This is a genomic window from Kitasatospora sp. NPDC001261 (assembly GCF_042896795.1).
Taxonomy (GTDB): domain Bacteria; phylum Actinomycetota; class Actinomycetes; order Streptomycetales; family Streptomycetaceae; genus Kitasatospora.
The window spans coordinates 20,188-41,458 of sequence record NZ_JBIAXP010000001.1 but is presented as its reverse complement, the minus strand read 5'-3'; the positions used below and the strand labels follow the sequence as shown (position 1 = coordinate 41,458).

Genomic DNA, 21,271 nt, shown 5'->3' with positions numbered 1-21,271 from the left:
CGGGGCCGGGGGGCGGGGGGGGGGGGCCCCGCGGGGTGGGGCCCCGGGGGGGGCGCCCCCCCCCCCCGGGGGTGGGGGGGGCCGCCGGTCTTTTCGTGGGCGTGTTTCCGGGGCCGCGCTCCTGAGGGGCGCGGCCCCGGGCGCGCGGCATTTGCCGTGCGCGCCGACCGGAGTGCGGACCCGAACGGGTGAACAAGGGGTGGGGACACGCATCAGGCGGGGTTGGCGGACGTTGAGAGGAGGGAGGAGTGCACGAACGGTTGCCGGGGCGAGCGGGAAGGGGTGAGCCGGTGCGGAGTGTCCAGCGGGCCGTCCTGCTGCGGGCGGCGGCGGCCGTGGTGGTGCTCGTCGGCGCGGTCGGGGTGCACGTGGAGGTGGGCCACGCGTTGGCGAAGCGGGGCGCCGAGCGGGCGGAGCGGGAGGCGGTGGCGTGCGCGGAGGCGGCCCGGCACCCCGACCTGTTCGAGGCGGGGTGGTTGGCGGGGTGCCGCTGACGCTCGGGTGTTCGGACTGTTCGGACGGAACGTCACTCATCCGGCGTCATTCCCGACCGCGGAGAAACCCCCCTCCGCCCCCGACGGTTCCTCAGGGAGTGAACGAGTTTCCCGAGGGGGGTTCCCTGATGACCGCGCAGCCCGGTGGCTCCGCGCCCACGCCGACCGCGGGGCGGCCGGTGCCGGCCTGGAGCGAGTGGCTCGGCACGGTCGTCCGGCTCGGCCTCGCGGTGGTCTGGGGGTGGGCCGGGCTGGCGAAGATCTCCGACCCGGCGGAGGCCGCGCAGGCCGTCCGGGCCTACGAGATCCTCCCCGAGGGCCTGGTCAAGCCGATCGGCTACGGCCTGCCGTTCCTGGAGCTGGCGCTGGCCCTGCTGCTGGTGGTGGGCCTCGGCGTCCGGCTGGTGGCCGGGGTCTCCGCGCTCCTGCTGCTGGCCTTCATCGCCGGGATCGCCTCCGCCTGGGCGCGCGGCATCTCGATCGACTGCGGCTGCTTCGGCGGCGGCGGGCACGTCGACGCGTCCCAGACGGAGTACCTCCAGGAGATCCTGCGCGACACCGGGTTCCTGCTGCTGGCCGGGTGGCTGCTGTGGCGGCCCCGCACCCGGCTGTCGGCGGACGGCTGGCTGGCGAGCTGACCCCCACATCCCTGCACCCCGACGAAGGCCCCGACCGTGGATGTCAACGCAATGAGCGAGAAGAACCGAGAAGGCAAGCGCACCGCCCGTGAGCGGATGCTGGAGCAGCGGGCGGCCGACGAGGCCTCCTCCCGGCGCAAGAAGAAGCTGATCGTGGGCGGCTCCGTGCTCGCGGTGATCGCCGCCGCGGTGATCGTCGGCGTCGTGGTGCAGAACCAGCGCTCCAAGCCGGAGACGCCGGTCGCCGCCCCGGCCGGGACGATCGGCGACAAGAACCTGGTCATCCCGGTCGGCGCCGACAACGCGCCCTCCGTCCTCACCGTCTACGAGGACCCGCGCTGCCCCGCCTGCGGCACCTTCGAGCGCGAGTTCTCGTCGACCATCGACCAGCTGGAGGACGCCGGGAAGATCTACACGAACTACCACATCGTGTCGTTCATCGACCGGGCCGTGGCGGGCAAGGGATCCCGGAACGGCGCCAACGCGCTGGGCTGCGCCCAGGACGCCGGGCACTTCCGGGACTTCCACGACGTGCTGTACCGCAACCAGCCGGACGAGACCAACGACGCTTTCGGCGACAAGGCCGTGCTGCTCGGCCTGGCCAAGCAGGTCAACGGCCTGGACACGCCCGCGTTCCAGTCCTGCGTCAAGGACAGCAGGTTCGGCGGCTGGGTGTCCGCGGTGCAGCAGGACTTCGACAAGTCCAGCTTCAAGTCCACGCCGACGGTGCTGCTCAACGGCCAGCCGGTCTACCCGAAGAACGGCAGCGAGGAGATCACCCCGGCGAACCTGGCGAAGTGGGTGGACGCCGCGAACCAGGGCAAGCAGCTGGGCACGGCGGGTTCGCACGGGCAGACCCCGGCGCCGACCGGCACCGCCTCGGAGGCCAACAACCCGTCGCCGACGGCCGGCTGAGCCCGCCGGGCCGCGCCGCCCCTCCCCGTCCGGAGGCGGCGGCGCGGCCCGTTGTTCGGTTTCTGTGACCCCAAGGGTGTCCGAGCGGGCCTTCGGACCCTGTAGCGTCGGAACTGCCATGGATATCGCCTACATTCCCAGCCCGTCGCGGGGCGTCCTGTACCTCGGACCGATCCCGCTGCGCGCCTACGCCTTCTGCATCATCCTCGGTGTCGTCGTGGCCGTCTGGCTCGGCAGCAAGCGCTGGGTCGCCCGGGGCGGTGCCAAGCACACCGTCGGCGACATCGCCGTGTGGGCCGTGCCGTTCGGCCTGGTCGGCGGCCGCCTCTACCACGTGATCACCGACGGCGGCCGCCTGTACTTCGCCGAGGGGAAGAACCCCTGGGACGCCCTCAAGATCTGGGAGGGCGGCCTCGGCATCTGGGGCGCGGTCGCGCTGGGCGCGGTCGGCGCCTGGATCGGCGCCCGCCGCCGGGGCGTGCCGCTGCCCGCGTACGCCGACGCCATCGCGCCGGGCATCGCCCTCGCGCAGGCGCTGGGCCGCTGGGGCAACTACTTCAACCAGGAGCTGTACGGCCGGTCGACCACCCTGCCGTGGGGCCTGGAGATCGACAAGACGCTGCCCAACGGCGAGGTCGTGAAGGGCGTCTACCAGCCGACCTTCCTGTACGAGTCGCTGTGGTGCGTCGGTGTCGCGCTGCTGGTGATCTGGGCGGACCGCCGCTTCACGCTGGGCCACGGCCGGGCGTTCGCGCTGTACGTGGCCGCGTACACGGTGGGCCGGTTCTGGATCGAGTGGCTGCGGATCGACGACGCGCACGTCTACTTCGGCCTGCGGCTGAACGACTGGGTGTCCATCGCGGTGTTCGTGGGCGCGGTGGCGTACTTCGTGATCGTGGGCAGGAAGCGGCCCGGGCGGGAGGACCCGGCGAGCATCGATCCGGCCGCGCAGGAGGAGCGGGACGCCGCGGCGGAGGCCGCCGCGACGGGCGGTGCCGCGACGGAGGCCGCCCGGGGCGAGGGCAAGGGCGGCAAGAAGGCCGGGAAGTCCGACGAGAAGGTTGGGAAGGCCGAGGAGAAGACCGACGGCAAGGCCGAGGAGAAGGCCGACGGGAAGCCGGTTCTGCGGAAGCCAGCCGGGCCCGTGGACGGGAAGCCGGCCGCCGAGACGGCCGGCGAGGACGTCAAGAACCCGATCTGACCTGGGAGTTCCCCCGGCTGAGGCCACCCTTCGCGAGGCTCGCGAAGGGTGGCCTCAGTGGTGTTCGGACAGCCTTACTTTGCTGGAAATGCCCAGGTCAGATGGGCTACGTTCAGGGCTGACGAACGACGACGGAGGGGAACGACGATGAGTGCGACCATGATGGAGGCCGACGCCGGGCACCAGCCCCGGATACCCGCGGCGGACCACCACCGGGACGTCAACGGCGGCTGGCTGCGGCCGGCCGTGTTCGGCGCGGTGGACGGGCTGGTGTCCAACTTCGCGCTGATGACCGGCGTGGTCGGCGGGGCGGCGTCCAACGGGACGGTGATCCTGACCGGGCTGGCGGGCCTGGCGGCCGGCGCCTGCTCGATGGCGGCGGGGGAGTACACCTCGGTGGCCTCGCAGCGGGAGCTGGTGCAGGCCGAGATCGAGGCCGAGCGGCTGGAGCTGAGCCGCAACCCGCACGGGGAGCTGGCCGAGCTGGCCCAGCTGTACGTCTCGCGCGGGGTGGACCCGGAGCTGGCCCACGAGGTGGCCCGGCAGCTGTCCGCGGACCCGGAGCTGGCCCTGGAGGTGCACGCCCGCGAGGAGCTGGGCGTCGACCCGACCGACCTGCCCTCGCCGCTGGTGGCGGCCGGCTCGTCGTTCCTGTGCTTCGCGCTCGGTGCGCTGCTGCCGCTGCTGCCGTACCTGCTGGGGGCGACCGCGCTGCTGCCGGCGATGCTGCTGGCGGGGGCCGGGCTGTTCCTGTGCGGCGCGGTGGTGGCCCGGGTGACGGCGCGCAGCTGGTGGTTCAGCGGGCTGCGGCAGCTGGTGCTGGGCGGCGCGGCAGCCGGGGTGACCTACCTGCTCGGGTGGCTGATCGGCGGCCATCTGGGGTGACCATGGCGTGCATGGTTATGCTGGTGAGTGGGTGACGTTTCACACATGGGCCTCGGGCGGCGCCTGGCAGTGTCTCAGCATCCGGGCCTTCGAGCCGCGGATTCGCATCCGCGGACGGGCTCCCGGGATGGATTCCCAGGCGTCCATGATCGGCTTCTGTGGCGGCCCGGTTTCGCCCCTGTTTCAGGCGGTGGACGGTTGGGCACAATCGTCGGGACGTGCACTGTGGCACGTCCTCTCACACGCCCCCCGACCTGCGCACCGTCCCGCCATGTGGACGGGATATTCCGCTTCTCGGGATCGTGGGCATCATGTAACTCGCACGACACCGCACCATCGCATCAGGGCCAACGTCGTCCCTCCTTGCACCACCTTGCCGAAAGACGACGACGGGAGAGCCGATGCTGTCTGCATCCATGCACTCCGCCAACGAGCCCCAGGCCGGCGCCGCCCGCCAGCCGTACGCGCTCGTGCCGGATGCGCGACCTGCTGCCCAGGGCCTGTACGACCCGCGGAACGAGCACGACGCCTGTGGCGTCGGTTTCGTCGCCACGCTGACGGGCATCGCCGACCACACCATCGTCGAGCAGGCGCTGAACGTCCTGCGCAACCTGGAGCACCGCGGCGCCACCGGCGCCGAGCCGGACTCCGGCGACGGCGCCGGCATCCTGACCCAGGTCCCGGACGCCTTCCTGCGCGGGAAGGTCCCCTTCGAGCTCCCGGCGGCCGGCTCCTACGCCGTCGGCATCGCCTTCCTCCCCGAGGACGACGAGAAGGACGCCGCCGCCGTCGCGCGGATCGAGGCCATCGCCGCCGAGGAGGGCACGACCGTCCTCGGCTGGCGCGACGTCCCCGTCACCCCGGACCTGCTCGGCGCCACCGCGCGCAGCGTGATGCCGCGGTTCCGGCAGCTCTTCCTGGCGAAGGACGGCACGGCCGGCATCGAGCTCGACCGGACCGCCTTCGTGGTCCGCAAGCGGGCCGAGCGCGAGGCCGGGGTGTACTTCCCGTCGCTGTCCGCGCGCACCATCGTCTACAAGGGCATGCTGACCACCGGCCAGCTGGAGCCCTTCTTCCCCGACCTGTCGGACCGCGGCTACGCGTCCGCGATCGGCCTGGTGCACTCGCGGTTCTCCACCAACACCTTCCCGAGCTGGCCGCTCGCCCACCCGTACCGCTTCGTCGCGCACAACGGCGAGATCAACACGGTCAAGGGCAACCGCAACTGGATGCACGCCCGGGAGTCGCAGCTCGCGACCGACCTCATCCCGGCCAACAGCAAGGGCCAGGGCCTGGAGCGGATCTTCCCGATCTGCACGCCGGAGCACTCCGACTCCGCCTCCTTCGACGAGGTCCTGGAGCTGCTCCACCTCGGCGGCCGCTCGCTGCCGCACTCGGTGCTGATGATGATTCCGGAGGCGTGGGAGAACCACGCCACCATGAGCCCGGACCGCCGCGCCTTCTACCAGTACCACTCCAACCTGATGGAGCCCTGGGACGGCCCGGCCTGCGTCACCTTCACCGACGGCAACCAGATCGGCGCCGTGCTCGACCGCAACGGCCTGCGCCCGGCCCGGTACTGGATCACCGAGGACGGCCTGGTCGTCCTCTCCTCCGAGGTCGGCGTCCTCGACATCGAGCAGGAGAAGGTCGTCCGGAAGGGCCGCCTCCAGCCCGGCCGGATGTTCCTGGTGGACACCGCCGAGGGCCGGATCGTCCCGGACGAGGAGGTCAAGTCCGCCCTCGCCGCCGAGCACCCCTACCAGGAGTGGGTCGACGGCGGGCAGATCCAGCTCGCCAAGCTGCCCGAGCGCGAGCACATCTTCCACACCCACGCCTCCGTCACCCGCCGCCAGCAGACCTTCGGCTACACCGAGGAGGAGCTGCGGGTCATCCTCGCGCCGATGGCGCGCACCGGCGCCGAGGCGCTCGGCTCGATGGGCACCGACTCGCCGATCGCCGCGCTGAGCGAGAAGCCGCGCCTGCTGTTCGACTACTTCGTGCAGCTCTTCGCGCAGGTCACCAACCCGCCGCTGGACGCCATCCGCGAGGAGCTCGTCACCTCGCTGCTGTCCAACCTCGGCCCGGAGGGCAACCTGCTGGCCGCCGAGGCCGCGTCCTGCCGCTCGGTCGGGATCACCTTCCCCGTGATCGACAACGACGAGCTCGCCAAGCTCGTCCACATCAACGCCGACGGCGACCAGCCCGGCCTGAAGGCCGTCACGCTCTCCGGCCTCTACAAGGTCGCCTCCGGCGGCGAGGGCCTGGCCTCCCGGCTCGCCGAGATCGCCGCCGAGGCCGACGCGGCGATCGCCGACGGCGCCCGGATCGTCGTGCTCTCCGACCGGCACTCCGACGCCGAGCACGCGCCGATCCCCTCGCTGCTGCTCACCTCGGCCGTGCACCACCACCTGATCCGCACCAAGCAGCGCACCCGGGTGTCGCTGCTGGTCGAGGCGGGCGACGTCCGCGAGGTGCACCACGTCGCGCTGCTGATCGGCTACGGCGCCGGGGCGGTCAACCCGTACCTGGCGATGGAGTCCGTCGAGGACCTGGTCGCCCAGGGCGTGTTCATCGAGGGCGTCGAGCCCGAGAAGGCGATCCGCAACCTGATCAAGGCGCTCGGCAAGGGCGTGCTCAAGGTCATGTCCAAGATGGGCATCTCGACCGTCGCCTCCTACCGCGGCGCCCAGGTCTTCGAGGCCATCGGCCTCTCCCAGGACCTCGTCGACGGCTACTTCTCCGGCACCACCACCAAGCTCGGCGGCATCGGCCTGGAGGAGATCGCCCGCGAGACCGCCGCCCGGCACGCCAAGGCGTACCCGGCCTCCGGCATCCCGGCCGCGCACCGCGCGCTGGAGATCGGCGGCGAGTACCAGTGGCGCCGCGAGGGCGAGCCGCACCTGTTCGACCCGGACACCGTCTTCCGCCTCCAGCACGCCACCCGCAACCGCCGGTACGACATCTTCAAGCAGTACACGGACCGGGTGAACGAGCAGTCCGAGCGGCTGATGACGCTGCGCGGCCTGTTCCGGCTGAACGGCCTGGAGCGGGAGCCGATCCCGGTCGAGGAGGTCGAGCCGGTCTCCGCGATCGTCCGGCGCTTCTCCACCGGCGCCATGTCGTACGGCTCGATCTCCCGCGAGGCGCACGAGACCCTGGCCATCGCGATGAACCGCCTCGGCGGCAAGTCCAACACCGGCGAGGGCGGCGAGGACCCGGACCGCCTGTACGACCCGGAGCGCCGCTCGGCGATCAAGCAGGTCGCCTCCGGCCGGTTCGGCGTCACCTCCGAGTACCTCGTCAACGCCGACGACATCCAGATCAAGATGGCCCAGGGCGCCAAGCCCGGCGAGGGCGGCCAGCTGCCCGGCCACAAGGTCTACCCGTGGGTCGCCAGGACCCGGCACTCCACCCCGGGCGTCGGCCTGATCTCGCCGCCGCCGCACCACGACATCTACTCGATCGAGGACCTGGCGCAGCTGATCCACGACCTCAAGAACGCCAACCCGGCGGCCCGCATCCACGTGAAGCTGGTCTCCGAGGTCGGCGTCGGCACGGTCGCGGCCGGCGTGTCCAAGGCGCACGCCGACGTCGTCCTGGTCTCCGGGCACGACGGCGGGACGGGCGCCTCGCCGCTCACCTCGCTGAAGCACGCGGGCGGCCCCTGGGAGCTCGGCCTCGCCGAGACCCAGCAGACCCTGCTGCTGAACGGGCTGCGCGACCGCATCGTCGTCCAGACCGACGGCCAGCTGAAGACCGGCCGCGACGTGGTCATCGCCGCGCTGCTCGGCGCCGAGGAGTTCGGCTTCGCGACCGCCCCGCTGGTGGTCTCCGGCTGCATCATGATGCGGGTCTGCCACCTGGACACCTGCCCGGTCGGCGTCGCCACCCAGAACCCGGTGCTGCGCGAGCGGTTCTCCGGCAAGCCCGAGTTCGTGGTCAACTTCTTCGAGTTCATCGCCGAGGAGGTCCGGGAGATCCTGGCCTCGCTGGGCTTCCGCTCGATCGAGGAGGCCGTCGGCCGCGCCGAGCACATCGACGCCCGGGCCGCGATCGACCACTGGAAGGCCGCCGGGCTGGACCTCGCCCCGCTGTTCCACGTGCCGGCGCTGCCCGAGGGGGCCGCCCGCCACCGCACCACCACCCAGGACCACGCGCTGGACAAGGCCCTGGACAACCAGCTGATCGCCCTCGCCGAGGACGCGCTGGAGCGCGGCGAGACCGTCCGGATCCAGCTGCCGATCCGCAACGTCAACCGCACCGTCGGCACCATGCTCGGCCACGAGGTGACCAAGCGGTACCGGGGCGAGGGCCTGCCGGAGGGGACCATCGACGTCACCTTCACCGGCTCCGCCGGGCAGTCCTTCGGCGCGTTCCTGCCGCGCGGCGTGACCCTGCGGCTGGAGGGCGACGCCAACGACTACGTCGGCAAGGGCCTCTCCGGCGGCGTGGTGATCGTCCGCCCGGCCCGCGAGGCGGCCGCCATCGGCAACGACGCGCAGAACCACGTCATCGCCGGCAACACCATCGGCTACGGTGCCACCGCGGGCCGGGTCCACCTGCGCGGCAAGGCCGGCGAGCGCTTCGCCGTCCGCAACTCCGGGGCCACCCTGGTGGTCGAGGGCGTCGGCGACCACGGCCTGGAGTACATGACCGGCGGCCGGGTCGTCGTCCTCGGCGAGACCGGGCGCAACCTCGCGGCGGGCATGTCCGGCGGCATCGCGTACGTCCTGGACCTGCGCCCCGCGAACGTCAACGACGGCATGGTGGGCATCGAGGCCCCCACCGCCGCCGACCGCGACTGGCTGCGCGAGACCGTGCAGCAGCACTACGAGGAGACCGGCTCCACCGTCGCCGCCGAACTCCTGGCGGACTGGGGCAGCGGGGTCTCCCGCTTCTCCAAGATCATGCCGACCGACTACAAGGCAGTGCTCGCCGCCAAGGACGCCGCTGAGCGCGATGGCCTCTCCGAGGCCGAGACCACTCGCAAGATGATGGAGGCGGCTAATGGCTGACCCCAAGGGCTTCCTGACCACGCCCAAGCAGCTGGCCGAGCGCCGCCCCGTGGACGTCCGTCTGCGGGACTGGAACGAGGTCTACGTCGAGCGCAGCCTCCTGCCGATCATCACCAAGCAGGCCGGCCGCTGCATGGACTGCGGCATCCCGTTCTGCCACAACGGCTGCCCGCTCGGGAACCTCATCCCCGAGTGGAACGACCTGGCCTACCGGGACGACTTCGTCGGCGCGATCGAGCGGCTGCACGCCACCAACAACTTCCCGGAGTTCACCGGCCGCCTGTGCCCGGCCCCGTGCGAGTCCGCGTGCGTCCTCGGCATCAACCAGGACGCGGTGACCATCAAGAACGTCGAGGTCACCATCATCGACAAGGCCTGGGACCGCGGCGGGGTCACCCCGCAGGTCCCGGAGCGGCTCTCCGGCAAGACCGTCGCCGTCGTCGGCTCCGGCCCGGCCGGCCTCGCCGCCGCCCAGCAGCTCACCCGCGCCGGGCACACCGTCGTCGTGTACGAGCGGGCCGACCGGATCGGCGGACTGCTGCGCTACGGCATCCCCGAGTTCAAGATGGAGAAGCGCCACATCAACCGCCGCATCGAGCAGATGCGGGCGGAGGGCACCCGGTTCCGCACCGGCGTGCACGTCGGCGAGGACATCACCGGGCAGCAGCTGCGCGAGCGCTTCGACGCCGTGGTCGTCGCGGCCGGCGCCACCACCGCCCGCGACCTGCCGGTGCCCGGGCGCGAGCTCAAGGGCGTCCACCAGGCCATGGAGTACCTGCCGCTGGCCAACAAGGTGCAGGAGGGCGACTTCGTGGAGTCCCCGATCAGCGCCAAGGGCAAGCACGTGGTCGTGATCGGCGGCGGCGACACCGGCGCGGACTGCGTCGGCACCGCCCACCGGCAGGGGGCGGCCTCCGTCACCCAGCTGGAGATCATGCCGCGGCCCGGCGAGGACCGGCCCGGGCACCAGCCGTGGCCGACCATGCCGATGACGTACAAGGTCACCTCCGCGCACGAGGAGGGCGGCGAGCGGATCTACTCGGTCAGCACCACCCACTTCAGCGGCGACGAGGACGGCAACGTCCAGGAGCTGCACCTCGTCGAGGTGGAGTTCAGGGACGGCCGGTTCGAGCAGGTCCCCGGCACCGAGCGGGCCATCCCGGCCCAGCTGGTCACCCTGGCCATGGGCTTCACCGGGACGGACGTGCGCAACGGGCTGGTCGAGCAGCTGGGAGCGGACCTCGACGCGCGCGGTAACATTGCCCGCGATGGCCGGTTCGCCACCAATGTCGATGGCGTGTACGTCTGCGGAGACGCCGGCCGTGGCCAGTCGCTGATCGTCTGGGCCATCGCGGAAGGCCGCTCGGCCGCCGCGGCGGTGGACAAGTACCTCGGCGGCAAGACCCCGCTTCCCGCGCCGATCCGGCCCACCGACCGCCCCCTGGTGGTCTGACGGGCCCCGGACGCTCCGACCGGCCCACCCCGAACCCCCGGCGCCGCATCGCCGGGAGCTCAACCCGCTGCCCCCGTCAGAGTCGCCGGGCCAACGCGGTCTCCTGGCGCCTGCCCTCTTCCCCGACCAGTTGGAGGGCGGGCGCCGTCGCGTACCCCCGCGGCGGCCCCTGACCCCTCCCCGGGCCGCGGCAACTCTCGGACAAACGGCCGGAGTTGTTCGGCGCCCGGCGGGTTCCGGGACAGTGGGCTGTTGTTCGTCGGTGCCAGGTGGCAGACTGCGGCCGACGGCCGGGGGGCTGGGCGAGCGCGGAGGATGACGTCGATGGGCACGACTCAGGCAGGCGGGGGCGCCACGGTACGGCGCCTGCTGCTCGGTACCCAGCTGCGCAAGCTCCGCGAGGCCAGAGGCGTCAGCCGGGAGGAGGCCGGGTACTCGATCCGGGCCTCCGAGTCCAAGATCAGCCGCATGGAGCTCGGCCGGGTCGGCTTCAAGGAACGGGACGTCGCCGACCTGCTCACCCTGTACGGGGTCGAGGTCGAACAGGAGCGGGCCACCGTCCTCGGACTGCTGCGCGACGCCAACGCCAGCTCCTGGTGGCACGAGTACGGGGACGTCCTGCCCGGCTGGTTCCAGAACTACCTGGGACTGGAGGAGGCCGCGGCCGAGATCCGCAGCTACGAGGTCCAGTTCGTCCACGGGCTGCTCCAGACCGCCGACTACGCCCGGGCCGTGGTCACCGCCGGCTGCCACGCCACCGGGCCGGAGGAGATCGAGCGCCGGGTCGACGTACGGCTCAAGCGGCAGGCGGTGCTGACCGGCGAGCGGGCGCCGCAGCTGGTCGCGGTACTGGACGAGGCCGCGCTGCGCCGGCCCTGGGGCGGCGCGGAGCTGATGCGGGGCCAGCTGGACCGGCTGCTGGAGCTGAGCGAACTGCCCAACGTCCGGCTCCAGGTGCTGCCGCTGGGCAACGCCGGGCTGAGCGCCGAGAGCGGCGCGTTCACCGTCCTGGGCTTCGCCGAGGCCGAACTGTCGGACGTGGTGTACCTGGAGCAGTTCACCACCGCGCTCTACCTCGACAAGCCCGCCGAGGTGGCCGAGTACCGGCACGCGATGGACGACCTGGTCGCCGACAGCCTGAGCCCGGCACTGACCCGCGACCTGCTCCATTCCGTGCGCCAGGAACTGTAATACGTCAGTACGATGATCCCCCATCAGGTCGGGTGCATGAGAGGGATCAGATGTCGTACTTCTCCGAGTTGGCCCTGCAGTACATCGATGGTGAGTGGCGCAGCGGCAGCGGCTCCTGGGACATCGTCGACGTCGACCCCTACACCGGCGACAAGCTCGCCACCATCACCGTCGCCACCGTCGCCGAGGTCGACCTGGCCTACCGCGCCGCCGAGCGCGCCCAGAAGCAGTGGGCCGCCACCAACCCCTACCAGCGGCGGCTGGTCTTCGAGCGCGCGCTGCGGCTGCTGGAGGAGCGCGAGCCGGAGATCGTCCAGGCGGTCATGGCGGAACTCGGCGGCACCGCGCTGAAGGCGGGCTTCGAACTGTCGCTGGTCAAGGACGTGCTGCGGGAGTGCCTGCACCTGTCGGTGGCCCCCGAGGGCCGGCTGCTGACCTCGCCCGCCCAGGGCCGGGAGAACCGCCTCTACCGGCTGCCGGTCGGCGTGGTCGGCGTGATCAGCCCGTTCAACTTCCCGCTGTTCCTGGCGCTCAAGGCCGTCGCCCCGGCGCTCGCGCTCGGCAACGGCGTCGTCCTCAAGCCGCACCAGGAGACCCCGGTGGTCGGCGGCGGGCTGATCGCCAAGCTCTTCGAGGACGCGGGGCTCCCGCCCGGCCTGCTGAACGTGGTGATCACCGACATCGCCGAGATCGGCGACAGCTTCCTGGAGCACCCGGTGCCCAAGGTGATCTCCTTCACCGGCTCCGACAAGGTCGGCCGGCACGTCGCCACCGTCGCCGCCGGGCACTTCAAGCGCACCGTCCTGGAACTCGGCGGCAACAGCGCGCTGATCGTGCTGGACGACGCCGACGTGGACCACGCCGTCGACGCCGCGGTGTTCAGCCGCTTCGTCCACCAGGGACAGGTCTGCATGGCCGCCAACCGGGTGCTGGTGGACCGGTCCGTCGAGGCCGAGTTCACCGAGAAGTTCGTCGCCAAGGTCGCCTCGCTCACCGTCGGCGACCCGCGGGACCCGGCCACCCACATCGGCCCGCTGATCAACCCCGTCCAGGCCGACGGCCTGCGCGCCCAGGTCGACCAGGCCGTCGCGGCCGGCGCCACCGCGCTGCTGCGCGGCGACACGGTCGGCAGCCTGATGGAGCCGGTGGTCCTCACCGGCCTGGCCGAGGACGCGCCGATCCTGCGGACCGAACTCTTCGGCCCGGTCGTCCTGCTGGTGCCCTTCGACGGCGAGGACGAGGCCGTCCGGCTCGCCAACGCCACGCCCTTCGGACTCAGCGGCGCGGTGCACACCGGGAACACCGAGCGCGGCGTGAAGCTCGCCCAGCGGATCGAGACCGGCATGATCCACGTCAACGGCGGCACCATCGCCGACGAGCCGGGCGTGCCCTTCGGCGGCGAGAAGAACTCCGGCGTCGGCCGCCTCAACGGCGAGTCCACGGTGGACGCCTTCACCACCCTGAAGTGGATATCCGTCCAGCACGAGCGCGCGGTCTTCCCCTTCTGACCCGCGGTTCGGACGCGAGGGCCTCCCGGCGGCTGCCGCCGGGAGGCCCGTGGCGTCAGGCGGGGTAGCGGAGCAGGGCGTCGGTGGCGAGCTCGAAGCCGAAGGGGGCCGGGAGCGGGACCGGGTCGCCGAACTTGCCGTTCCAGCGCCAGCGGTAGCCGCTGTCGGACGGCTCGGCGTAGAGCGTCAGGTCGCCCTCGCGCGGGTCGATCAGCAGGTACAGCGGGATGGCCATCAGTGGGTAGTCGCGGACCTTGCCGACCAGGTCGTTCTCCGGGTTCGACGGGGAGACGATCTCCACCGCGATGGCCGCCTGCTCGGCGGGGACCTGGTTCCCGCCCTCCTCCAGCGCCGAGAGGGGGATGTAGGTCAGGTCGGGGTTGCGGAGCTTGCCGACGTTCGGGGAGGCGAGGTCGGTGTTCTCGCTCGGCATCGTTTCGGCGGGGCGGTGGGCGTCGAACTGCTCGCGGACGAGCAGCAGGTTGCGCTGGTGGATCACCGAGGGGCCGGCCATCATGATGATCTCGTCGCCGGAGATCTCGATCTTCCACCCGGCCGGAGGCGTCAGGCTCTCCGCGTAGGCCAGCAGCCTCGCGTGGCGCTCGGGGATCTGGAACTCGCTCATGGCGCCATTCTTCCACCGGACAGGCCGAAAGGCCGTCGCCGGACGGGGCGACGGCCTTTCGCTCGGGGAGTGCGGATCAGAAGACCGGCTGGCCGGCGCGGACCAGGCGCCAGGAGTCGGTGAAGAACTCGGCGGGGTCGATGACGCCCTTGGCCTTCACCCAGGCGATCATGGTGTTGCGGATCTCGTCGGAGTTCGACCAGACCATCTTGGCCTTGGCGACGTGCGGGAAGTTGCCGCCGCCGTTGGCACGGTAGTTGTTGACGGCCAGGACGAACTCCGCGGCCGGGTCGATCGGCTTGCCCTGGAAGGACAGGTTGACGATCCGCGAGCCCTTCGGCTGGGCGATGTCGATGTCGTAGCTCAGGCCGTAGAGCGAGTCGTAGTTGTAGTCCGGGGTGGCCTCGGCGCCGGTCAGCTTGTCCTTGTCGACCGGGGCGCCCGGGGCGAGCTGGTTGTAGTACTTGACCGAGTACTCCAGGTAGTCCTTGAGCTGGGCGCCCGTCAGGATGCGGGCCTCCAGGGTGTTCTCGTAGATGTAGAGGCCCGCGGCGTCGCGCAGCTTCACCTGGCCGGACGGGATCAGGGCGGTGCGGTTGAACGGGGCGGCCTGGGCCAGCACCGGGAGGTTGGCGTACTGCCCGCCCGCGAGCGCGGCCTTGACGGCGTCGGCCTGGACCCTGCCGATCAGGTCGATGATCGGGGTGGCCTTGAAGGGGGCGTCGGCGATCGACAGCGCGATCTTGCTGGTGCCGATGTTCTGGTTGACGTACGCGACGACCTTCTTGTGCTGCCCGGCGATCGCGTCGGTGATCTCCGGGTTCTCCGGCACGGTGTTGGAGTTCAGCAGCCGGGAGGAGACCGAGGCGACCTTCCAGGCGCCGCCGGTGAACTCGACCTCGAAGTCGAAGCAGGTCAGCCGCTGGCCGTAGCAGAGCGGCTCGGAGAGGACGACCGTGCGGCCGGTCTTCTTGTTGACGACCAGGCGCTGCGGGACCTCCTTGTGGGCGTGGCCCACCAGCACCGCGTCGATGTCCGGGACGGTCTCCGCCAGCGCGACCGATACGTTCTCGGCCCACGGCAGCTGGTCGCCCCAGGTGGTCGCCTCGTCGCAGCCGGAGTGCGCCGAGACCACGATGACGTCCGCGCCCGCGGCCTTCATCTTCGGCACCCAGGTGGCGGCGGTCTCCACGATGCCCGGGAAGACCATCTTGCCGCTGACGTTGGCCTTGTCCCAGATCGCGATGCCCGGGTTGGTCAGGCCGAGGATGCCGACCCGCACCGGACGGCCGCCGCCCAGGCGCAGCTCCTTGATCACGTACGGCTTGAAGGCCGGCTTCTCGTTCTTCGCGTTCAGCGCGTTGGCGCCCAGCAGCGGGAACTCCAGCTGCTCCTCGTAGGCCTTCAGGAGCGGGATGCCGTAGTTGAACTCGTGGTTGCCGAGCGCGGCGGCGTCGTACTCCATGAGGTTCATGGCGACGGCCATCGGGTGGTCCGGCACGGTGTTGGCCTCGGTGTCGATCGACTCGATCCGGGCGTAGTAGTAGGACAGCTGGGTGCCCTGGATGGTGTCGCCGGAGTCGATCAGCAGGCAGCGGTCCCAGCCCTTCTCCTCGCGCACCTGGTTGGCCAGCGTGGAGATCTTGGCGAGGCCGACCGCGTTGTGGGCCTTGTCGGTGTACTCGGCGTCGGTGAAGTAGTCCCAGTTGAGCACCCGGCCGTGCAGGTCGGTGGTGCCCATGACGGTGAAGGCCTGCGTGCGCGGCTTGCGCTGCTGGCCCTTGGCGGCCGCCGCGTCCGGCTGGGCGGCCGCGGCGGAGGGGGCGGCGGCCAGGGCGGCACCGCCGGCCAGGGCTGCGCCGGCGGCGGTGGCGGCGGACCGGGTGACGAAGTCACGGCGGTTCAGGGTCATGGACGACTCTCCCGAGTGGGACGACGGCGGATGGACCGTCAACTGGTGTTCGTGAACAAAAGTGTGCGTGCACGCGTCGACGCGCGTAGAGGGACGCGCGTAGAAGTGTGCCGTGCGAGCCGGGGTGCTGAATAGCCCCCTGACCTGTCCAGGAGGTGAGATCTTGGCGACTCGTTCGTGACGGGCGTGGGGGAGACGTGGGGTGGTACGGAGGTGCGGAGGCCTGAGGGGCGGAGGTGCGAAGGGCGCGGGCCGGCCGACGCCCGGTCAGGCCAGCTCGCCCGCCAACCGGTCGACCTCGCGGCCCAGCTGGACCGCCGGGTCCGGATCGTCCGGCCCCGCCCAGGGCTGCCAGGTCCGCGCCCGCAGGTAGCCGGCCACCGCGACCGGCAGCCGGTGCCGGACGATCCGCTCCGCCACCGGGCCCGGGCCGGCCGCGCGCAGCGCCGCCAGCAGGCCGTCCACCCCGGCGGAGGGCGGCAGCGGCACGGTGTCCAGGTAGGCGGCCAGCGCCACCAGCTCCGGGTCGGGCGCGGGGGCGGGCTCCGGTGCGGGGACCGGCTCCGGCTTGGGGGCCGGAGGCGCGGAGACCTCGGGCGGCTGCGGCTCCGGCCGCGGCGGGAGCGGCGGCCGGGGCTTCGGGGCGGGCGTCAGCAGCGCGCCCACCCCGTACAGCCCCGCCACGACCCCCGGCCACCAGACCCCGCCCAGCCCGGCGAAGTGCAGCCCCAGGCCGACCGCGCCGCCCGCGCAGCCGACCAGGTTGCGGGCCGACTCCAGGTAGCGCAGCGCCCGGGGGCCGAACCCGTTACTGGTAGCCACGGATCTCCTCGAACACCCCGTCCAGCGAGCCCGTCCCGTCGAACAGCTTGCCGCCGCTCAGGTCCGCGATCCCCTGGAGCTGGTTCACCGCCGCCTCCCCGAATCTGATCGGGAACACCGGGATCGCCTTCTCCCCGGCCGGCAGCGCGTCGTGGAAGCGCTTGAAGTCGCCGTCCGTCGCACCGGCGTTGCTCTCCCCGTCGGTCATCAGCACGATCGAGGTGAACCGGTCGTCGCCGGCCGCGGCCTGCTGGCGCTCGATCACCCGGTACGCCTCCTCCAGCGAGGAGTACACCGCCGTCCCGCCCGAGGCGGCCAGCGACTGCACGTCCGCGTCGATCGACGCCAGCTCCGCCTCCGGGCCCGGAGTCCCGCCGGTGGCCGGCACCACGTGGGTCCTGGTCCACTTCACCGCGGAGGCGAAGGAGAGCAGCGTGATCTCCTCGCGGTCCCGGAAGCGGCGCACCCCGCGTGTGTCGTCCGACCCGGTCAGCCGGCCCAGCGCGCTCTTCAGCGCGGCGATCCGCGAGCCCTCCATCGAGCCCGAGGTGTCCAGCACGTACACCGTCCGGGACGGGCGGCGCAGCTCGTTCTGGTACGAGGCCAGCAGGCCGTCCGCGACCGCCCTGGTGCCCGGGAACGGCAGCTCCCGGCGGCGGTCCGCGGGCAGCCCGGCGGCCGGGGCCGCGCCCGCCGTCACCGGGCGGCGCAGCGTCACCTCGGAGATGCGCTTCTGCACGTCCTCCTTGAGCAGGTACGCGGTCAGCCGCTGGAAGGAGTCGCGCTGCTCCTGCGCGGCGGAGGACATCAGCGAGAGCGGGTAGTCCGCCGACACCACGCCGTCCACCGGCCGCACCACGGTCAACTGCTGCTGCGGCGACAGCGTCCGGTTCAGCGACAGCAGCACCGACTCGTAGTTCACCAGCGCGCCCACCACGCCCGACTCGGCCCGGGTGTACGCCTGCGCCAGCCAGCCGGACGAACCCGAGGTCAGCTTCTGGCCCTTGAAGAACTCCTTCAGCTGCGGGGCGGCCTTCTGCACGTCCGCGTCGGTCAGCGCCGCGCCCGCGCCGGAGAAGGCCGAAGCCACCGCGACGAGGGTGGAGAAGCCCGAGTTGGAGCGGGACGGGTCGGCCATCCCGTACGGCAGCTTGCCGGCCGAGGCCGCGGCACCGACCTGCGCCCAGGTGACCTTCGAGCCGTCGCCCCAGCCGAGTTCGCCGAGCGCCGAGGAGCGCACCCCGATCGCCACCGGCGACACCATCACCGGGGTCTCCGAGACCAGCTTGGACTTCCCGGCCGGATCGAGCCGCAGGTACTGGTTGGACGGGAACCACACGGCGTCGTACTTGCCGTCGGCCCGGCCCGAGGCGACGGTGTCCGCGCCGTCCAGGGTGCCCGTCCAGGAGAACTGCACGGTCACCCCGGTGGCCTTCCGGGCGTCCTCCAGGACCGGTGCCAGGTCCTGGAGTTCACTGCCGGCCAGGACGCGCAGCACCCCGGGGCGGGCCGTCTCGGCGGGCGGGTCGGTGGGCTTCGGGGCGGGGTCGCCGCCGCCGGTGGAGGTGCAGGCGGTGGCCGCGGCGAGCACGGCGGCCAGTGCGGCCGTGAGCCAGCCGCGGCGTTTCGTCGGGTTGGTCACTTGGTCCCCTTCGCCGCGGCGGTCAGCTTCTGCAGGTTGTCCAGCGAGGGCAGGGTCGCCTGCTTGATCCTGGCGGCGGTCAGATCGGGTGCGAAGGTCGGTTTCTTCTCCCGCATCAGGTTCGCGAAGGCCTCCGGCTTGGCCTGCGGCCGCAGGCCGAACCGGGCCTCCAGGTTGCGCAGCACCTCGTCGTTCTGGAGGACGTCGGCGAGCTTGCGGCCGCTGTCGGTGTGGGCCACGAGGGTGTGGTCCGAGTAGACCGTGGTGTCCGGGTACAGCACCACCATGTCCCCGGTCGGCTTGTTCTGCAGCGCCAGGGTGGCGGCCTGCGACTCGTACGCGAAGATCAGCGGGTTGCCGATCCCCGCGCCGAAGTCCCGGAACGGCTCGTCGCTGCTGCTCTTCTGGATGCCCTGCAGCGCGTTCGCGGTGTGCAGGACGTCCTTGACGGCGGCGACGCCGGCGTCGTCCGACACCACCTGGTGGTTGTTGGCGACGTAGGAGAGCAGCGCGAGGTACATCGCGCCGGAGGACGAACTCTCCGGGTCGGTGGTGGTCACGAAGAGCTGGCCGGACAGCTCGGGGTGCTTGTCGGCGCCGGACAGGCCCTCCCATCTGCGGCCGCCCTTCAGGGCGTTGACGTACTCGTCCATCCGGAAGGTCCAGACGCCGCTGACGGGGTCCAGCTCGGCCAGCTTGTTGTTCTGCAGGACCTCGGCCACCGACGGGTGGGCCACGATCACCAGCGGCGAGTAGAACGGCACCAGCGGGGAGTCCTGCAGCTTCCAGATGCGCTGGATCTCCCGGGCCGGTGCCGCGCTCGCCGGGAAGGCGAAGTCCAGCCCCGGGGTCTTGGCCGCCTGGTCGCTCATCGTCCAGGAGCCGGTCGAGTCAGCCCGGACCAGCAGGCCCTGCTTCGCCAACTCGGCCTTGACCTCGTCGTTCTCGAAGAAGGCGCGCTTCTCCGAGCCGATCAGGCCGGTGACGGTGACCGTCTTGGTGTCCGGTCCGTTGTGGTCGATCAGCGCGTAGCCGACCCCGCCCAGCAGGACCAGGGCCGCGACCACCCCCAGTGCGCGTCGCATACCGAACGCCTCCCCCTCGCCCGCTCCTTCGTCCGGGTGGTGGCCCGGACGCCCGGGCCGCGACCCGGGGGTGACGAGCGTCCCGCCGGGCGGGGAGCGGGGGCGGAAGCGGCGATGAACCAGGGGTGAACAGGCCTTCACGGAATCGCATCGGCATCGCGGCAGCGGGCGGCGCGGGAGGCGTGCGGAGGGAGTGCGGGAGGGGCGTGGGGAAGGGTGTTCGCACAGCGGTCCGAGGATGTGTCAGATTGTTCAACTCGCCTTACGGCAACGGTCATCCCGCAGTCCGGACCCGCGTCGAGGTTACGCGTCGGTAATGCCTAGTCTCAGCACTATGCGCCGAGCAAAAATCGTCTGTACCCTCGGGCCCGCCACCGACTCGTACGACCAGATCAAATCCCTGGTCGACGCCGGGATGGACATCGCCCGACTGAACCTCAGCCACGGCCTGCACGCCGAGCACGAGGAACGCTACCGCCGCGTCCGCAAGGCCGCCGACGAGACCGGCCGCAGCGTCGGCGTCCTCGTCGACCTTCAAGGCCCGAAGATCCGGCTCGACACCTTCGCCCACGGGCCGGTACTTCTCGAACGCGGCGACGAGTTCACCATCTCCACCGACAAGGACGTCGTGGGGGACAAGGACCGCTGCGGAACCACCTACTCCGGGCTCGCCGGGGACGTCGGCCGCGGGGAGCGCATCCTGGTCGACGACGGCCGGGTCACCCTGGAGGTCGTCGCCGTCGACGGGCCGCACGTACGGTGCCTCGTCATCGAGGGCGGCCTGGTCTCCGACCACAAGGGCCTCAACCTCCCCGGCGTCTCCGTCTCCGTCCCCGCACTCAGCGACAAGGACGTCGCCGACCTGCGGTGGGCACTGCGGACCGGGGCCGACCTCATCGCGCTCTCGTTCGTCCGCAGCGGACGGGACATCGAGGACGTCCACCGGATCATGGCGGAGGAGGGGCGGCACGTCCCGGTCATCGCCAAGATCGAGAAGCCGCAGGCGGTGGACAACCTGGAGTCCGTCGTCGACGCCTTCGACGGGATCATGGTGGCCCGCGGCGACCTGGGCGTGGAGATGCCCCTCGAACAGGTCCCGCTGGTCCAGAAGCGCGCCATCAAACTCGCCCGCCGCAACGCCAAGCCGGTCATCGTCGCGACCCAGATGCTCGACTCGATGATCAACACCTCCCGGCCGACCCGCGCCGAGGCCTCCGACGTCGCCAACGCCGTCCTCGACGGGACGGACGCGGTGATGCTCTCCGGCGAGACCTCGGTCGGCAAGTACCCCGTCGAGACGGTCAAGACCATGGCCCGGATCGTCGAGGCCGCCGAGAACGACATCCTGGCCGCCGGCCTCCCGCCGCTCACCACCGGCAACAAGCCGCGCACCCAGGGCGGCGCCGTCGCCCGCGCGGCCGCCGAGATCGGCGACTTCCTGCACGCCAAGTACCTGATCGCCTTCACCCAGTCCGGCGACACCGCCCGCCGGCTCACCCGCTACCGCTCGCCCATTCCCGTCCTCGCCTTCACCTACGAACCGGCCGTACGCAGCCAACTCGCCCTCACCTGGGGCGTGGAGACCTTCCTCGGCCCGTTCGCCCCGACCACCGACCAGATGGTCGAACAGGTCGACGCGGCCCTCCTCTCCCTCGGCCGCTGCCAGAAGGGCGACATCGTCGTCATCACCGCCGGCTCACCCCCCGGCCTGGCCGGCTCCACCAACCTCGTCCGCGTCCACCACGTGGGGACGCTGGACGCCTGAGGCCCCTCGGCGGCGCGGCCCCGCAGGGGCCCCCCCCCGGGATGCCGTGGGGCCGAATGGGGCGTACAATAGGGGGGAGGGCACCCCACGGGGGCCGGCGTTGTTTGACGGGGCGGG

The 21,271-nt window shown here is 71.8% G+C and carries 15 protein-coding genes; 10 read left to right on the top strand and 5 right to left on the bottom strand.

The features are described 5' to 3' along the window. Window positions 1-290: 290 nt before the first annotated feature. From ACFY4B_RS00180 to ACFY4B_RS00140, 9 genes are all read left to right on the top strand, one after another. Window positions 291-494: a hypothetical protein gene (locus tag ACFY4B_RS00180; protein WP_049651214.1), complete on the top strand. Its 204-nt coding sequence runs from the start codon at window positions 291-293 to the stop codon at window positions 492-494. A 128-nt stretch (window positions 495-622) separates the two neighbouring features. Continuing rightward, window positions 623-1,132, top strand: coding sequence for a MauE/DoxX family redox-associated membrane protein (locus ACFY4B_RS00175; protein ID WP_053112044.1), 510 nt, complete (start codon window positions 623-625; stop codon window positions 1,130-1,132). A gap of 51 nt (window positions 1,133-1,183) precedes the next feature. Beyond that, the gene (locus tag ACFY4B_RS00170) at window positions 1,184-2,047 is read left to right on the top strand and encodes a thioredoxin domain-containing protein (RefSeq protein WP_074000950.1); all 864 of its coding nucleotides are present in this window, start codon (window positions 1,184-1,186) and stop codon (window positions 2,045-2,047) included. A gap of 118 nt (window positions 2,048-2,165) precedes the next feature. Beyond that, window positions 2,166-3,248 (top strand): prolipoprotein diacylglyceryl transferase, encoded by a 1,083-nt coding sequence (gene lgt, locus ACFY4B_RS00165; protein WP_387966104.1) that lies wholly within the window; start codon window positions 2,166-2,168, stop codon window positions 3,246-3,248. A gap of 159 nt (window positions 3,249-3,407) precedes the next feature. Continuing rightward, window positions 3,408-4,133 carry a VIT1/CCC1 transporter family protein gene (locus ACFY4B_RS00160; RefSeq protein ID WP_107418648.1) on the top strand — a complete coding sequence of 242 codons (726 nt, stop codon included), beginning with the start codon at window positions 3,408-3,410 and terminating at the stop codon, window positions 4,131-4,133. A 416-nt stretch (window positions 4,134-4,549) separates the two neighbouring features. Further along, window positions 4,550-9,151, top strand: coding sequence for a glutamate synthase large subunit (gene gltB, locus ACFY4B_RS00155; RefSeq protein ID WP_198959309.1), 4,602 nt, complete (start codon window positions 4,550-4,552; stop codon window positions 9,149-9,151). Beyond that, window positions 9,144-10,604 carry a glutamate synthase subunit beta gene (locus ACFY4B_RS00150; protein ID WP_049651209.1) on the top strand — a complete coding sequence of 487 codons (1,461 nt, stop codon included), beginning with the start codon at window positions 9,144-9,146 and terminating at the stop codon, window positions 10,602-10,604. The genes gltB and ACFY4B_RS00150 overlap by 8 nt, the downstream gene beginning before the upstream one ends. 324 nt (window positions 10,605-10,928) lie before the next feature. Further along, window positions 10,929-11,795 (top strand): helix-turn-helix domain-containing protein, encoded by an 867-nt coding sequence (locus tag ACFY4B_RS00145; protein WP_387966103.1) that lies wholly within the window; start codon window positions 10,929-10,931, stop codon window positions 11,793-11,795. Window positions 11,796-11,845: 50 nt separating this feature from the next. Next, the gene (locus tag ACFY4B_RS00140; RefSeq protein ID WP_049651207.1) at window positions 11,846-13,303 is read left to right on the top strand and encodes an aldehyde dehydrogenase family protein; all 1,458 of its coding nucleotides are present in this window, start codon (window positions 11,846-11,848) and stop codon (window positions 13,301-13,303) included. A 55-nt stretch (window positions 13,304-13,358) separates the two neighbouring features. Here ACFY4B_RS00140 and ACFY4B_RS00135 read toward each other — a convergent pair whose 3' ends face one another. The 5 genes from ACFY4B_RS00135 to ACFY4B_RS00115 form a co-directional block, all read right to left on the bottom strand. Beyond that, complete coding sequence (locus ACFY4B_RS00135; RefSeq protein ID WP_049651206.1) at window positions 13,359-13,928, bottom strand: Uma2 family endonuclease; 570 nt, start codon at window positions 13,926-13,928, stop codon at window positions 13,359-13,361. Window positions 13,929-14,004: 76 nt separating this feature from the next. Next, a complete protein-coding gene (locus ACFY4B_RS00130; protein ID WP_380743651.1) occupies window positions 14,005-15,840 on the bottom strand; it encodes a bifunctional metallophosphatase/5'-nucleotidase in 1,836 nt (611 codons plus the stop codon). A gap of 267 nt (window positions 15,841-16,107) precedes the next feature. Then, entirely contained in the window at window positions 16,108-16,662 is a 555-nt protein-coding gene (locus tag ACFY4B_RS00125; RefSeq protein WP_387966102.1) for a hypothetical protein, read from the bottom strand. Next, window positions 16,649-18,304 carry a VWA domain-containing protein gene (locus ACFY4B_RS00120; RefSeq protein WP_387966101.1) on the bottom strand — a complete coding sequence of 552 codons (1,656 nt, stop codon included), beginning with the start codon at window positions 18,302-18,304 and terminating at the stop codon, window positions 16,649-16,651. The genes ACFY4B_RS00125 and ACFY4B_RS00120 overlap by 14 nt, the downstream gene beginning before the upstream one ends. Further along, window positions 18,301-19,389 (bottom strand): substrate-binding domain-containing protein, encoded by a 1,089-nt coding sequence (locus ACFY4B_RS00115; RefSeq protein ID WP_049651552.1) that lies wholly within the window; start codon window positions 19,387-19,389, stop codon window positions 18,301-18,303. Before ACFY4B_RS00115 ends, ACFY4B_RS00120 begins: the two co-directional genes overlap by 4 nt. Before the next feature lie 334 nt (window positions 19,390-19,723). Between ACFY4B_RS00115 and pyk the strand changes: the two genes are divergently transcribed. After that, window positions 19,724-21,154 (top strand): pyruvate kinase, encoded by a 1,431-nt coding sequence (gene pyk, locus ACFY4B_RS00110; RefSeq protein WP_049651553.1) that lies wholly within the window; start codon window positions 19,724-19,726, stop codon window positions 21,152-21,154. Window positions 21,155-21,271: the final 117 nt, after the last annotated feature.